We start from the raw sequence: 14,277 nt of genomic DNA on the forward strand, positions 1-14,277 counted from the left end.
AATACCTGCGTGTCAACTCGATGAGCTCGAACTGGAGCTGCCGATTCCGCTGTAGGAAGAGCTGCTGCCGGAGCTGCTGAAGGAAGAGCTGCTGGTGGAAGAACTGCTGCTTCCGGATGAAATCCCGCTTCCGGAGCTGCTGCCGTTAACCGTGGTAGTCGAGGTGGTGGTGCTGCTAGTTGTACTTCTAGTACTGCTGCTGGTTGTGCTGCCAGTTGTGCCGCTAGTACTGCCGCCGCCCGGTGTTGTGAAGGTGCCGGTCTTCGGACTCGTCGTAGGCGCAGTCTGATCAGGAGCGGTAGGCTTTGGAGCCGGAGTCGCCGCCGGGGTCTGGCTGCCGGAGGCGGTTCCCGGCTCCGCCTTCCTCGTCCCCGTGGACACCCCCGAGGATCGCGGATAGTAGGCTACGCCGTTATGATAATAAACCGACGAGGAGGAGCCGTTGATCGCGCCGCCTCCGTCGTCGCATTCACCGTCGTTGTCCTGGTCTGTGCAGTAGTCCTCCGCGCGGCCATCAGGCGGTGCTGTCGGAGCCGTTGCCGGCATGTTCGAGCCGGAGGGGCCGCCAGTAGTATAGGATGTATACGACTGCGACGGCGGGGCTGGCGTTCTGGAGGCGCAACCAGCCGCTGCGGCCGACAAGGAGGCGGCCAGAAACAAGCTGACCAGAGCTTGCGTAGAGCGGGATGACGGTATCCGTTCCGTCGTCTGTTTCATAAGTGCAATCCCTCCGTTATCCGAATGTACCGTTTCATACGGATTCGGGGTGGGAAATGTTTCATTCCATTACCTATTTCTCTAATTATCGTTAATCTGGTTAACCTTGTCTCGATGCGGTCTTTTGCTTCGCCGCCTGCTTGCGCTTCTCGCTGTAACATTTGCGGCATACCGGCACGTAACTTTCATTGCCGCCGATCATAATCTGCTCGCCCTCAAAGACCGGAACGCCGTCTTTGCAGCGCATATTCATCGTAGCTTTGCGCTGGCAATGCCAGCATACTGTCTTCACTTCCTCGATCTTGTCCGCAAGCGCCATCAGATGATAGCTGCCCTCGAACAATTTGCCCTGGAAGTCGGCCCGCAGCCCGTAGGCGATAACCGGAATGTTTAGCTCGTCCACGATGTCGCACAGCGCCTTCACCTGGGACTCGTTCAGAAATTGGGCTTCGTCGACCAGGATGCAGTCGGGCTTCTCCCGCTCGGCCAGTTTGTACATATCCAGCTTGGATGTAATTACGACCGCTTCCTTCCGGATGCCGATCCGGGAAGTGATGACGCCCGTGCCGTACCGGTCGTCGATCGCCGGGGTGAACAGCAACGCTTGTTTGCCTTGTTCCTCGTAGTTGTGGGCGGTGCGCAGCACCTCAATCGATTTGCCGCTGTTCATGGCACCGTACCGGAAATACAATTTTGCCAAGATGGCCGCATTCCTCTCTGCTTGCGCTAGTATCTGTTTGTTGGAGTTTAAAGCCAACACTCCCCGATCATTACCCAGCATAGCGGAAATCGGGGGGGCTGAATAGAGGGGAAAAGGCCTAGTACAAATTCACAGCTAAGGTAGCTTGATAGTGGAGTTGGCCGCTGCAACTCCTTCATCCCATGGGATAAGCTCTGAAATTGTACAAGGCCTCCCGCAGAGGGAAGCCTGGAAAGAGGAGGGCAAGCTGGGCGGGCCTGCCTTTAGCCGCCGTGCAACAGTCTGAGCCGGAAACTGTTGATCGCCGTTTGTCCCAGCTCTTCGAGCAAGCCGTAGTTGGCCCACGCTCCTACGATGGCGCCGATGCCTGGCACAAGCTGGAGCATCTTCCTGAAGTCGATGGCGTCCCGGTATTCCTGCTGCAGCTTTTCCCAATCGACGGTTTGCAGCGCATGCTCGCCTTCCGGATATTGCAGCACCACTTCATCCCAGTTGCGCACGATCCGGTACACCCGCACCTTGTGATCGCGTCCCGAGAAGGCGAGCTGGAACACGTACAGCAGGAACAGCCGCTCCCTATAGTCGCGGGTCGAGTAGCCGTACAGATGAGCGAGCTCGAACAGACATTTCATCTTAATCGCGATCAGCGCAGGGAAATCGACGAGCCCGAGGGCGAATCCGCCCGCTCCGGTTCCCGCTCCTTCGGCAGCGGCGATCTTTTTGTACATATTGACGACTTCAACCGCCTTCTCGTCCCGCTGCTGCAAGGTCAGTCCCGTTTGCGGCAAGCTTTTGGGCACATAATCGAGCGTGAACAGGACGGTGCGGAAAATGCCTTTTACTGCGGTCGTCAGGGCGGCATGTATTTTGGCAGGAATTTTATCGTTGATTTTCGTCTGAATCGACTTGGACGTTCGCTCCAGCAGACCCGGCTGCTTCAGGAGTCCCCGCTCCCAATCGGCGAGCCGCACGCGGATCGAATCCTCATATGAGATCATAGACATGGTGTTGCCTCGCTTTCGGTTCATGTACGGTCAGAGTATTCCTTCCCCGTTGTTACTTCATACGTTATATAAACGAATCGGTCGCGTTCGAGGAGGAACTCCCGAATCACCAAAAGAGCTTAACCGGCGCTTCTGTACGAAGCAGTCGGTTAAGCTTAATGAAGGTTCAGCGAGTCTTGCATGGTCTGAGGTGCATATATCCGGTTCGTTACAAGTTATCCGAATACGACGCAAGAAGGTCGATTGTCCCGTTGTACTCCGCTGAAGACGGCTTATGGACCCGTATGCCGAGCCGGTCGTTGGCGGAGAAGGATGGGTCCGCGGCGGGAGGAAAAGGTAACGGGTGCGTTTCACCGGCATTCCCGGTAGCCGCCAGCCCGCCGATCCACAGCTGGCCGTTTTTCCATATATCGAAAGTAACGGCTGTATCGCTTCCGGCGGCGATATGCGAGATGCATGCCGTCAGCCTGCCCGCCCGCGGCATCAGTGCCTCCTGGGTAGGATGTCCCTCGGCGCGTTTCAATACAGTTCCTCCAGCCGGAGTCTGCGCGTTAACCGCGCCGTAGAAGTGACAGCTTCCCGTTTCAGCGGCGGGCAATGACCATGCTGTGCCGTTCCAGACGATCATCCGGCCCAGGTCGGTATCATAGTAGACGAATCCGATCTCGGATTGAAACTTCGACGGCGCCGGCCGGTCCGCTGTAGAGCCTTTGCGTAGGGCCATCCATATGCTGTCTTTCTCGTGGTGGCTCTTGAGCATGTCGATATATTCCGGCAATATCGATATGCCTGCAGTCGCGAAATAATCGTGTAACGATTTGGATAATCTTGTATTCAGATGCGAATGCTGCAGCTTGTTATTCACGTCGATAAATTCGTAACGGGCGAGCAGGTCCGGTCTCGGCGTACCGTCGACGATCGGCGGATGAATCGTGCAGTTCAGAAACGTCACCCCATGCTGGGTCGAGAGATAAAAGAAGCTTTTGTTGTCTTCGATCACGTCGGCCTGGATGTCGCAGGAATCGAAGACGATTCGTCCCCGCATCGGTCCGCCTTCGTAAGCGTCGATACTATTCACTCTGCAGCCCGTAATGCGGACGTCGGCGGAAGCGCCTTTAAAATGCACGAACAGATCGCCGCAATTGACCATTTCAATTTTCGGATACAACGCCCGATCGTCGGCATACGGAGCGGTGCTGAGCCCGCCCAGCATGAAATTGACGTGAGATACCGACTGGGACGCCTGAGCCGGCGTTTTCTCGCACTGAATGTTCTCGAACCGCATGTAGCAGTTCGTTCGCACCTGCTGATCGTCGTATCCTCCTGGCTTGCGCACATCGTAGCCGAACGGATTCGGAATCTCCATAATCCGGACTCCTTTTTCCCGCCCCGTGACCGTAACGCCGACAAATTCGATCAACTGAGGGAAAAACAGCCGGTGGCCTTGGCTCGTAGCGGAGAACGCCGCCGTCTTCATCACACGGCATACGCCCGTCCCCGCCGGATTCGCGACGAAGTCGAATACGAAATTATGAACCCGGATCGATTGTCCGTAGCCGATCGGATATTTGTAATCGAAGTCGGAGGGGGAGAAGTTCAGCGCCCTCGCCTCGCTGTTCGGATTCGTGACGACCAGACGGCAGTTCGTGAGCCGGATGTGGCCGTCCCACTTGGCCCCGTAATCCTGGCGGAACGACAGGAAGTCGTTGCCGAACCGCTTCGTATTCTCAACGAACAAATCTCCGCCGCCGGTTAGCGTAAAGCCGTGGAAGCCGATCTCCGAATCCCGCACGTACAAGTTCCAGCAGTGGAAATGGACGTCGATCCGGTTCAGCCGGCAATTTTCCACACGAAAATTTTTGAACAGGTTCGTGCCGAAGACGCCCCAATGGATCGTGCTGCCTTCAGCGGTCACGTTCCGGAAAGTTGCATTCAACACCCGGCTGCCGCCGATGCCGTAAGTGCCCTGCGGGACGTCCTGGGTTGTGCCGGGCCGGTCTTTTTCCCACGGAAGGAGCCGTACGTTCTCCAAGGTAACGTCGTAGGAGTTGGTGAATGTGTAGAAGCCGTTGCGCGGGTCGAGGGAGACGTCGGTCTGTCCCGGCTCTAGCCCGACCCACTGGTTGCGGATGATCGTCCGGCTGCGCCGGATGGAGAAGCCGTTGTTCCAATATCCCTGGTTTTGCCCCGGATTATTGCCCGACAAGTAGAAGGTTCCTCCCTCGACGACGAGATAGCTGTCATCACAGGGGTAGGCGGTCAGGCTCGTATAGTTCTGGAACGTCCAGGCAATATCGCCGATGATGCGCCCGTGCTCCTCCACAACGAACAGCTCTTCCTTGGCCCAGCCCGTATTGCCCGCATATCCGGCGCGGATGCCGATCCGGTCGTTGCTGTCGGCGACGATGACGAGACAGTTTTTGTAGGCCGCCAGCTCGGAGATGATCGTCGTGCCCGGTTTCAGCTTGGAGAGCAGCGCAGCTTTCTCCGCGGCGCCGAGTGAGATCGTCTGCTGCAGCTTGGCGCTCGAAATGAGGAACCGCTGTTTGTCCCGAACGTTATAGCTCTCGTCGATATGGAAAATCGTCTGTCCCCATTGGACGTTCGTTTGGATCGGGATCAGGTTCGTTTCTTTGATCCAGAATTCGCCCGATAGCTGGATGACCGGAAGCTTGGCGCTGTTCGCATAAGCATGAGCCTTCTTGATCGGGACGCCATCGTCGCCGACGCCGTCTCCCTTGGCCCCGAACAGGGCATAGTTGACGCTGGGTACCGGCAGCAGATGCGCCTGAAGGCCGTTCGCCAGATTGATCACGCTTCCGCCGTCCTCAGGCAGCTGGGCGGTCCGGATGATGTATTCGGCGCCGCCGCCGTCACCTGCGGTGTAATACCCCGTCGTCCTGACGATCTGATTTTCTTCGAGATCCGGCACGCTGCTAAGCTCGAGTAAGGTCACCTGCATATTCCCGCTCCCTGCCTGATGAGAAGTGGCCCACACCGCGGTGGAACCGGCGGCGATCGCCGCGCCGGTCGTCCCCAGAATGGCAAGCATTTTGCGCCTGGATAGCCGGTCTTTACCGGTTTCCCGCTCGTTGTCGGTCGTATCGTGACTGCTCAAGATCATCAACCTCCGTATCTGCTAAAGAATAGGAAGCTCCGGTCAGCCGGTTACTTGCTTCCGGACAGCTTGGTCTGAATTTCTTTGTTAGCCGCTTCTTCGGCTTCGCGCAGCGCCGTGTTGATGTCTTTTTCTTTCAGCGACACGCTATTAAAGGCTGTCGTCAAATGTTTGGCGCCGATCGAGACGAATTTGGACGGCATCGCCGGAGAGGCGAACGTTTTGGGCATAAAGCTGTTGAAGTTTTTCGTTTTCAAATACGGAACGTCCTGGCCGAAATCCTTCATCACGTCCCGGTTGGTCAAGGTCGGGAACAGACCGTTGCGGGCGAGGTGGCGCTGGAATTCGTCCGAGGTCAGCCAGGCGATGACGTCGAACGCCTGCTCCTTATGTTTGCTCGTATTCGTGACGTAGAAGTAGCTCGGATACGGCTGCGGCCCGATGCCCGGCTTTTCTTTCCACTCGGGGAACGAGGCGACGTCCCAGTTGAAATTGTCCTTGAAGCGGGCCGGTCCGAGCGCCGCCAGCCCGAGGTAGATGGCAGTCGACTTCTCCTTATCGAACTTGTCGACTTGTACGCCGTAGCTGACCGTCTGTTTGGTAACTTCGTTGCCGGGAAGATGATAAAACCGCGTCCACATGTCGAACAGCTTCCTAAACTCGTCGGAAGTAAAGTTCACCTTGTTTTGCTTATCCGTATACGGAATGGAGAATTGGTTGACGAGCATATTGTGCGACATCGACAAGGTGAATCCCTGATATTTCGTATCGCCGTCGGTACGCGCCATCTGCTTGGACAGATCGTAGACGGCATCCCACGTCATTCCGTCCTTCGGGTAGGCGACTCCGAACTTGTCAAACAAATCTTTGTTGTAGAACATCGTGATCGTATTGTTGAATACCGGCAGGCCATAGATGCCGCCGCCCGCGATCAGTCTCTGAATATCAACCGTAGTCGGCTCGAGCCGGCCGAGATCGTATTTGTTCTGCTTGATCAGATCGGAGATGTCGTATTGCAGCTGCACATCGAGCAGTTCGTTCGTCTGTCCGCTGGAGAAGTACAAAATATCGAGCGTTTCCCCGGCGGTCACCATATTCGGGATCGTCACTCCCGCTGTACGGGGGATAAACTTCGGCGTAATATGAGGGAACTTCTCTTTGATTTTTTTGCCGAACATGTTCATAAAGCCTTCGTTGTCGAAGTCGCCCGAGGTGGAGTAAAAGACGAGCTCGATCGGGTCCTGATTTTTGACCGCCGGTTTGGAGCCGTCGGTTCCCGGGTTTTGACCGGCGCCGGTTCCGGTGCTGCCTCCCGAGCAGGCGGCTGCGACGGAGCTGATGAGGACGAGCAGAAAGGGCAGCTTTGCTTTTTGCCGTATACGGTGGAGCATCGGCGTGTGTTTGCTTTTGATTGCGCTTTCAATTAGGAGTGGGGCTAGGACGGTATCCGTATTTGAGTTTGCATTCGAGCCTCTTTGTGTCATCACGTTAACAACCTCCCTGTTGGTTAAGTGCTTTTATATCGATTTTCGTGAGCGCTGCATACCGTCCGCTTCGTCCCTCAGGAACGGGATCAGATTCATGCAGCTGCGCACTCCAAAAGTATCATAATCAAATGGAGGAAAGTTGCGATCTATTATGATAAAATGTCAATAAATCTCTTTTGTGTTCCTATGGAGGAATTATGTTGATTTTCGAACATTGTTCTTATCTGGCACGCAATCCGATTGTGCTTGAAGTTGGGAAGGACGTCTCGCACAATTTCAAGCAGCTGTTCCACTTCCATCCGGGGATCGAGATCATTTTCATCCATAACGGGGAAGGGAAGCTGATTTTCGAGCACGGCGCATACGATGTTCAGCCCGGAACGTTGTTGTTTATTAAACCGTATCAGCCTCACTATTTGCAGATGCAGATCAGCTCCACCCAGCCCTACGTGCGCTCGTTGCTAAAATACGAAACGGGATATATCTCCGAGTATTTGAAAGCGTTTCCTCACCTGTATCAATTTCATGACCGTTTGTGCAGCGACCCTTCGGTCGTACAGGTTCAGCAAATGCCGCAGTACGAGCAGTTCGGGAAGTTTCTGACCGAGAGCAGCGACCGGCTCGAGCTGCATCCTTCCCCTAACCGGCTGGAGGGCAGGGCGCTTATTCTTGTCTCGATCCTTCATTACTTGTATCCGTTATGGAAAAGCGACGGCGGAGCGAAACAGCCGGCATATGCGGCGGCTCCGGTGGTGTCCGGAGTGATGAAATGGATCGAAGAAAATTACGATAAGGAGTTCGAGCTCGACGTCCTGGCGCAGGCGGTTCATTTGTCCCCGAACCACGTCTCCCAGCTGTTCCGCAAAGTAACGGGCAAGACGATTATCGAATGGCTGACCGAGCGCAGAATGAAGCAGGCATGCATCCTGCTGAAGACGACGACCCGCTCCGTGCAGGAGATCGGCGAGAAGTCGGGATGGCCGAATTTCAACTACTTTTGCTACATATTCAAGAAGAGGATGGGGATGACTCCGAAGCAGTACAGGTACCATTAGACGGCAAAGGAGGTTATCATGGGATGCGGCGCGGCGGTCGGGTGGTTGAAGAAGCCGATGCCGCTTTCGGGTCAATAGCAAAAAGCTCAGCCTTGGCGTCCGTGCGGACGGTCTGGGCTGAGCTTTGTTTGTGATGGCTGTCCTGCATGAGTTGCCGAACGAAAGGCTGCTTTTTCGGCCGCGCGTTCATCGCGGAGCAGTCGCTTTCTTCATGCCGGACGCAAGTTGGTTAGATGCTGTACGTACCGATGTCCAGGCTGTCCATAATCTGGTGGCGCAGCTTGACGAACTCCGAGCTGTTGCGGTCGCGGGGACGCAGCATCGCGGTTTGGAATTTCTCCGTAATGCGTCCCGGACGGGGACTCATGACGTAGATTGTATCGGCCAAGTAAACCGCTTCGTCGATGTCGTGCGTAATCAGCAGCACGGTCATCCCCGAACCTCTCCACAGCTTGATCAACTCGTTCTGCATCGTGAGCCGGGTGATCGCGTCCAGTGCGCCGTACGGCTCGTCGAGCAGCAGCACCTCCGGGTTCAGCACGAGGGCGCGGGCGATCGATACCCGCTGCTTCATGCCGCCGGACAGCTGGGACGGATAATACGACTGGAACCCGCTTAAGCCGACCTTTTCGAGCACTTCGTTGACGCGAATGCGGCGCTCCTTAGCCGGCACCTTGGCCAGCTCGAGGCCGAAGCCGACATTGTCCTCGACCGTTCTCCACGGATACAGGGCGTGTTCCTGGAAGATCAGAACGCGCTGCGGGTCCGGCTTCTGAATGCGCTGGCCGTTTGCCAGCACTTGGCCTTCCGAGGCAGTCTCCAGCCCTGCGATCATCCGCAGGACAGTGCTTTTGCCGCAGCCGGATGGACCGACGATTGCTGCGAACTCGCCTTTTTCAATCGTAAAATTGATGTCGGACAACACTTCGAGCTGCCCGAACTTTTTGCTGACCCGATCGATCTGGATCGTCTGCATCAGTTATCGCCTCCCGTCATGTAGCGGTAGCGGAGCAGTCTGCGCTTCAGCTTTTCCAGCACGAGATGGTCCAGCACGGCTGCGATGGTGCCGATCGCTACGATACTCATCAGGACGCCGCTCATATCGGCGACCTCGCCGCGCCACCTGGAGTAATAGCCGAGACCGGACATCGCTCCGCCGACCATTTCCGCGGCGATCAGCGAGCGCCAGGCGTTGCCGAAGGCCACTTGAGCGCCTGTAATGAATGCGGGGAACGACTCGGGAGTAAACACTTTCGTGATCAACTGTCCTCTTGAAGCTCCGAGCACGCGGGCCAGTTCCAGATGCGTCTTGTTGATGCCTTCGGTTGCATTCAACATGGAGAGCGCCATCGGGAAGAAGCTGGCGATAATGATGACGGTAATGATCGTAGCGTTGCCGTAACCTAGCAGGATCGCGAAGAACGGTACCCACGTGATCGGCGGTATGGCTTGCAAAATCGAAATAATTCCGCGCAAATAAACGGCGAAGCTGTGGGAGACGCCGGCCAGCAGACCGAGGACCGCCCCGAGAAGACAAGCGGTCGGAAAGGCGACGCCGAGACGAATCATACTGTCGGCCACACCGCTCATAAAGTCGGTGTTCGAGAAGCTGCGGAGCAGCCGCCCGAATACTTCGGGCACCCCAGGCAGCAGAAATGGTTTGTTCAGGATCCACGAAGAAACTTGCCATAAGGCAAGAAGGCTGCCTATCGCAGCTAGATAGGGCAGCACCTTGCGCACAGCGGTCGTTTTCGCGGACCGTTTCGGTTTATCGGTTGTCGAATTCACCTGGCGGTCTCCTCACGTCAAGAAATGGATCAAGCTTATTTTTTGAGCTGCTGCTGCCAGGACAGATCGAGAATGTCTTCGACCTTCACCGGCTTGTCGAGCGCTTTTTGGTCGATCATCAGATCGGCGATTTGCTGCATCGTTTTGATGTGGTCCGGCGTAATATCCCAGTTGAACGTTTGCGACTCGATCGATTCTTTGATGACGGTAGTCGCTTTTACGTCGCCTTTAGCCGTTTTGAACGAATCGCCTTCGATGAATCGCTTCGTAATGAAGTCGGCCGCTTTTTGCGGATCTTTCTGCAGCATCTCGATCGCTTCTTTCTGGGCGTCGAGCATCCGGTTGACCGCGTCGCGGTCTTTTTTCAACTGATCGTCGGTGGTGATGACGACCATGCAAGGGAACGGCCATACTTTGCCGATCTCGTAAATTTGGGTTACCGGGGACGTCAGTTGCGCCATCCGCGAGTAAGGCTCGAATACGAACGCCGCGTCTACCGCACCTCCGGCGAGCGACTGGATCGCTTGGGCCGGCTCGGCGTATACCATCTGCAAATCTTTATTCGTCAGCTTCGCTTGGGCGAGGGTTACGCCGTTCAGAACGATATCGGCGGTGCTGCCCTGCTTCTGGGAAGCAAGCTTACGGCCTTTCAGGTCTTCTACCGTCTTGATGCCGGAATCGTTGCGGACGAGAATGCTGTGGAAGCCCATCTGCGCACCTGCGACGACTTTCAGACCGGCGCCCTTCGAAGCCCAAGTGACCGCATTCGTGAATCCGAGTACGCCCGCGTCGACTTGGCCGCCCACCATCGCTTTAATCAGGTCGGTGCCGCTTTCGAACGCTTGCAGCTTCACTTGCAGTCCGTACTTCTCATACAGCTTGGCGTCGTAAGCAAGCATGGCTTGCGCGTCGTCCATGACGTTCAAGTAGCCGACCGTCAGCGCCTTCGTTTCTTTTTTGGCATCGCCGCCCGTGCCGCCTTGTGTGTTGTCTCCGCCCGCTTCCGGTTTCGCTCCGCACGCCGTTGCCACAATCATCAGGACGGCCAAGGCGAATATCGCCAGGGTCCGTACCTTGTATTTACCAGCAAAGTGCCGTTTCATCATATTTCTTCTCAGCTCCCCCACAATATAAACAATTCCTACCGCTTTAATAGGTTTTATTATAGGAATATATGGGGAGGACGTCAAGACCTTTTTTGTATTGGAAATTGCCAGCGGGAGCCGGGGGCGGCGGCGGCAGTGGTGTAGCGTTGTAGCGGTACAGGGAGCCACAGCATTGCAGGGGCGCAGCAGACGAAGCGGCGGGGAACGGACATGGGAGCCGCTAAGAGCGGTAAAAGATGGGGACTGGCTAGCTAACGGACATGAGAGCAGTTTAGAGGGTGAAAGCAGAGGGGGCGGGCCAGCTAACGGACATGAGAGCAGTTTAGAGGGTGAAAAGCAGAGGGGGCGGGCTAGCTAACGGACATGGGAGACGCTTAGAGCGGAAAAAGCAGGGGGGCGAGCTAACTAACGGACATGAGAGCCGCTAATGTGGCGCTGGCGGCTAATTGTAGCGGATATTTTGTCTCTAAGCGGCTCTGGTGACCGTTACAGCGCGAAAATGGGCAAATTCGACGTCTAAGCTGCTGGGGTGTCCGTTAGAGAGAGGACTTCAATGCAGCCCAAGAGCCGCAGCCGGGACTCAATCCGACATACTTCGCGCGAAGGAGCAGAACTGGACCGAGCGAAGTTTGTATCCGGCTCCCGATTATCGCTATAATGTAAAGGAATACCATGCTTGCCCAACCGGCATAAGAAGGAGAAGTGAGCGCGATGCTGAGCCAAGCGTTATTAGACAAGCTGAACGATCAAATGAACTACGAGTTTTACTCTTCTCAGGTGTATCTGGCGATGGCCGCCTACTGTTCGGCGGAAAGCTTCGACGGGTTCGCGAACTTTTTCATCGTACAAGCCGAGGAAGAGAAGTTCCACGCCATGAAAATCTTCCACTTCATCAATACGCTCGGCAAACGCGCCGTCGTGAGCGGAATGTTGGACCCGTCCAACGAGTACGGCTCGCTGCTGGACGCGTTCGAGCAAGCTTACGAACACGAGCAGACGGTAACCCGTCGCATCTACGACTTGTCCGACATTGCCTGGAACGAGCGCGAGCACGCGACGATCAACTTCCTGAAATGGTTCATCGACGAGCAGGTCGAGGAAGAAGCAACCTTCGACAGCATCATCCAGAAGCTGCGCCGGATCGACAAGGACAGCAATGCGTTTTATATGCTCGATGCCGAGCTTGCCAAGCGGACGTTTACGCCGGGGGCTTAAGCGGCGGGGCGGCCCGATTTCACGCAACCGATACACAGTCAACGCAACAAGGTTCGGCCTCCGGTCGGGCCTTGTTGTTGTTGTTGTTGTTGTTGTTGTCGTTGCAGGTGTCAAGATACTTTCCAGAGTGCCTCAGTATAGACAGGTTATTAGGGAGGATACGATGAACACGTTCATTTACATGGTCAGGCACGGCGAATCGCCGAAGACGGAAGGAACCGAAAGAACAAGAGGGCTGACGGAGAAAGGAAAGGCGGATGCGGATCGAATAACGGAATTATTAAAAGACGAGGGGATCGGGGTTTTCGTTTCAAGTCCATACCGCCGTGCAATCTTAACTTTGCAAGAGCTAGCCCAGCACTCCCGGCAAAAAATCATAGTTTTTGAAGACCTCAAAGAAAGAATTTTTCGGAACGAAGACAGTCGAATGCCGGATGCGGAACTGTTCCCTTTGGTGGAGAAGTCGTTTGCCGATCCGAATTTTTCCTTAAAGGGCGGGGAGTCCAATGCGGAGTGTCAGACCCGGGCTATATCGGTTTTGAAAAAAATATTACAGCTCTACCGGGGACAGAAAATAGCGGTCGGCACCCACGGAGCCGTCATGACGCTAATGATGGCGTTTTATGACCCTAGGTACGACTTCAATTTTCTGCTTCAAACCTCTAAGCCGGATGTATACCGATTGGAATTTGACGATCAGAAGCTGGTGCAGGTAAACAGATTGTGGGGGGACTCTACTCTAAGCGGCGGTTCCAGCAACATTGGTTAAACTGACAATACCGGCACCCCCAGTGGACACAGTGTTTGAAAGGAGCTCGGCAGAGCCGCCTGCGCCAAGAACCAGCCGTGCAAGCGGCTCCAACAAGCGGAGCGCGCTAGTCCCGCCCCAGCCGGATGCGCCGGTATTCGAGCGGCGTCATCTTCTCCTGCTCCATAAACCGTTTGTTGAAGTAGCTCGGGTTCGTGTAGCCTACCTCCAGCGCGACTTGTTTCACCGGCCAGTCGCTGCGTTCGAGCAGCAGCTGCTTGGCGTGCTGGAGCCGGCATAGGGTGACGAAGTCGAGCGGCGTCATCTGCATCGTTTTGCGGAACAGCTTGCAAAAGTAATACGTACTAACGCCGGCCTTCTCCGCCCATTCCTCCAGGACGAACGGCTCGCTGGCCCGGCTGCGGATCGCCGGCAGCAGCCGGGCCAGCCGGTCCGACGTGTCGGCGGGCTTGCCGCCGGTAAAAGGCTCCGCCCGGCTCATAAACTCCGTCAAAATCGTATACGTCATCGAGGACAGCGAAGCCAGATGCAGGAACGAATGCGTCTCCGCTTCCTCAAGCAGCGCATGAAAGAGCGGAAGCAGCTCCTTCCACGATTTGACCGTCCACAGCGTCGTGCGCCGGAAGCCGTGCTCGGTCATATATTCAACCAGCTTCGGCCCGCCGTAGAAGTGTACCCAGCGTACGTCCCATGGCTCGTCCTGGCTCGAATAATACCGCTGCTGCATAAGCGGGAAGTAGAGGAAGGCGTCTCCGGGCTGAAGCGTGATCGAATCGCCATCCAGCTCGACCGTTCCTTTGCCCGCCGTGATCAAGTGGATGCTGAAATTATCGAGCGCCCCATAGCTGCGGTTCACCAAATGTTCCGGCCAGTCCGAATACCAGCCGACCGATTCCGGCAAACAAAAAAACGGCGGTTCCGCTAAAGTAGGCAAATTGTACTGGCGCCTCATCTGTCAAGACTCTCCTGTTCAGTAGGGTGGTAAAGCAATATTGTGTTATCATCCGGGAATGCAAGCTAGTCTTATTTTAACTTGTCCATTAGGCCATAACAATAGAGTGTTATACTTGGCTAGGAAGCAGGGAGCGGCGCTCTTCCCCGAACGATTCCCTGGCGGTTCCGATCCCCGCCGGCCGCTTAAAAAACGATCTCCCAATTGATATCCCAGAAAACCTTGATTTAAAAGGAAGTTAAAATTTGAAACAAGGGGAAAATGTAACAAATTGGTGGTCGATATGGGAATTTAAGTACACATTTTAAAAATAATAGTGAAAATAACCGTGTATTACCCCATAACTGGGAAAGTCCCGGTAAGAGG

Annotated in this window: 12 protein-coding genes; 3 read left to right on the forward strand and 9 right to left on the reverse strand. The window is 55.4% G+C overall.

Going from position 1 to position 14,277, the window contains the following annotated elements:
* Positions 1-12: 12 nt before the first annotated feature.
* The 5 genes from PV433_RS31305 to PV433_RS31325 form a co-directional block, all read right to left on the reverse strand.
* Positions 13-717, reverse strand: coding sequence for a hypothetical protein (locus tag PV433_RS31305; RefSeq protein WP_332075899.1), 705 nt, complete (start codon positions 715-717; stop codon positions 13-15).
* A 100-nt stretch (positions 718-817) separates the two neighbouring features.
* Positions 818-1,417: a thymidine kinase gene (locus tag PV433_RS31310; protein ID WP_332075900.1), complete on the reverse strand. Its 600-nt coding sequence runs from the start codon at positions 1,415-1,417 to the stop codon at positions 818-820.
* Positions 1,418-1,680: 263 nt separating this feature from the next.
* Positions 1,681-2,415, reverse strand: coding sequence for an EcsC family protein (locus tag PV433_RS31315; RefSeq protein WP_442951599.1), 735 nt, complete (start codon positions 2,413-2,415; stop codon positions 1,681-1,683).
* Between the two features lie 214 nt (positions 2,416-2,629).
* Positions 2,630-5,539: a hypothetical protein gene (locus PV433_RS31320; RefSeq protein WP_332075902.1), complete on the reverse strand. Its 2,910-nt coding sequence runs from the start codon at positions 5,537-5,539 to the stop codon at positions 2,630-2,632.
* 50 nt (positions 5,540-5,589) lie between these two features.
* The gene (locus PV433_RS31325; RefSeq protein ID WP_332075942.1) at positions 5,590-7,023 is read right to left on the reverse strand and encodes an ABC transporter substrate-binding protein; all 1,434 of its coding nucleotides are present in this window, start codon (positions 7,021-7,023) and stop codon (positions 5,590-5,592) included.
* Between the two features lie 200 nt (positions 7,024-7,223).
* Here PV433_RS31325 and PV433_RS31330 point away from each other — a divergent pair, with 200 nt between their 5' ends.
* Positions 7,224-8,081: a helix-turn-helix transcriptional regulator gene (locus PV433_RS31330; protein WP_332075903.1), complete on the forward strand. Its 858-nt coding sequence runs from the start codon at positions 7,224-7,226 to the stop codon at positions 8,079-8,081.
* A gap of 229 nt (positions 8,082-8,310) precedes the next feature.
* On the opposite strand, the gene PV433_RS31335 is transcribed toward PV433_RS31330, so the two are convergent.
* The 3 genes from PV433_RS31335 to PV433_RS31345 are packed head-to-tail and all read right to left on the reverse strand — an operon-like array spanning position 8,311 to position 10,975.
* A complete protein-coding gene (locus tag PV433_RS31335) occupies positions 8,311-9,057 on the reverse strand; it encodes an ABC transporter ATP-binding protein (protein WP_332075904.1) in 747 nt (248 codons plus the stop codon).
* Positions 9,057-9,869, reverse strand: coding sequence for an ABC transporter permease (locus PV433_RS31340; protein WP_190930148.1), 813 nt, complete (start codon positions 9,867-9,869; stop codon positions 9,057-9,059). Before PV433_RS31340 ends, PV433_RS31335 begins: the two co-directional genes overlap by 1 nt.
* A gap of 35 nt (positions 9,870-9,904) precedes the next feature.
* Positions 9,905-10,975, reverse strand: coding sequence for an ABC transporter substrate-binding protein (locus PV433_RS31345; RefSeq protein ID WP_332075905.1), 1,071 nt, complete (start codon positions 10,973-10,975; stop codon positions 9,905-9,907).
* Between the two features lie 711 nt (positions 10,976-11,686).
* On the opposite strand from PV433_RS31345, the gene PV433_RS31350 reads away from it, so the two are divergent.
* Positions 11,687-12,190, forward strand: coding sequence for a ferritin (locus PV433_RS31350; protein WP_332075906.1), 504 nt, complete (start codon positions 11,687-11,689; stop codon positions 12,188-12,190).
* A 163-nt stretch (positions 12,191-12,353) separates the two neighbouring features.
* Positions 12,354-12,959, forward strand: a complete 606-nt coding sequence (locus PV433_RS31355; protein WP_332075943.1) for a histidine phosphatase family protein — start codon at positions 12,354-12,356, stop codon at positions 12,957-12,959.
* Between the two features lie 106 nt (positions 12,960-13,065).
* Here the strand turns inward: PV433_RS31355 and PV433_RS31360 are convergent, their stop codons facing one another.
* A complete protein-coding gene (locus PV433_RS31360) occupies positions 13,066-13,911 on the reverse strand; it encodes a helix-turn-helix transcriptional regulator (RefSeq protein WP_332075907.1) in 846 nt (281 codons plus the stop codon).
* Positions 13,912-14,277 lie beyond the last annotated feature (366 nt).

Source organism: Paenibacillus sp. GYB004, from assembly GCF_036577605.1.
Classification (GTDB): domain Bacteria; phylum Bacillota; class Bacilli; order Paenibacillales; family NBRC-103111; genus Paenibacillus_AB; species Paenibacillus_AB oceani.

Bases quoted from the DNA above. Each gene is read 5' to 3' on its own strand.
- PV433_RS31335 (WP_332075904.1), bottom strand. From the start codon at position 9,057: ATGCAGACGATCCAGATCGATCGGGTCAGCAAAAAGTTCGGGCAGCTC.
- PV433_RS31350 (WP_332075906.1), top strand. From the start codon at position 11,687: ATGCTGAGCCAAGCGTTATTAGACAAGCTGAACGATCAAATGAACTAC.
- PV433_RS31330 (WP_332075903.1), top strand. From the start codon at position 7,224: ATGTTGATTTTCGAACATTGTTCTTATCTGGCACGCAATCCGATTGTG.
- PV433_RS31325 (WP_332075942.1), bottom strand. From the start codon at position 7,023: ATGACACAAAGAGGCTCGAATGCAAACTCAAATACGGATACCGTCCTA.
- PV433_RS31305 (WP_332075899.1), bottom strand. From the start codon at position 717: ATGAAACAGACGACGGAACGGATACCGTCATCCCGCTCTACGCAAGCT.
- PV433_RS31345 (WP_332075905.1), bottom strand. From the start codon at position 10,975: ATGATGAAACGGCACTTTGCTGGTAAATACAAGGTACGGACCCTGGCG.
- PV433_RS31315 (WP_442951599.1), bottom strand. From the start codon at position 2,415: ATGATCTCATATGAGGATTCGATCCGCGTGCGGCTCGCCGATTGGGAG.
- PV433_RS31360 (WP_332075907.1), bottom strand. From the start codon at position 13,911: ATGAGGCGCCAGTACAATTTGCCTACTTTAGCGGAACCGCCGTTTTTT.
- PV433_RS31355 (WP_332075943.1), top strand. From the start codon at position 12,354: ATGAACACGTTCATTTACATGGTCAGGCACGGCGAATCGCCGAAGACG.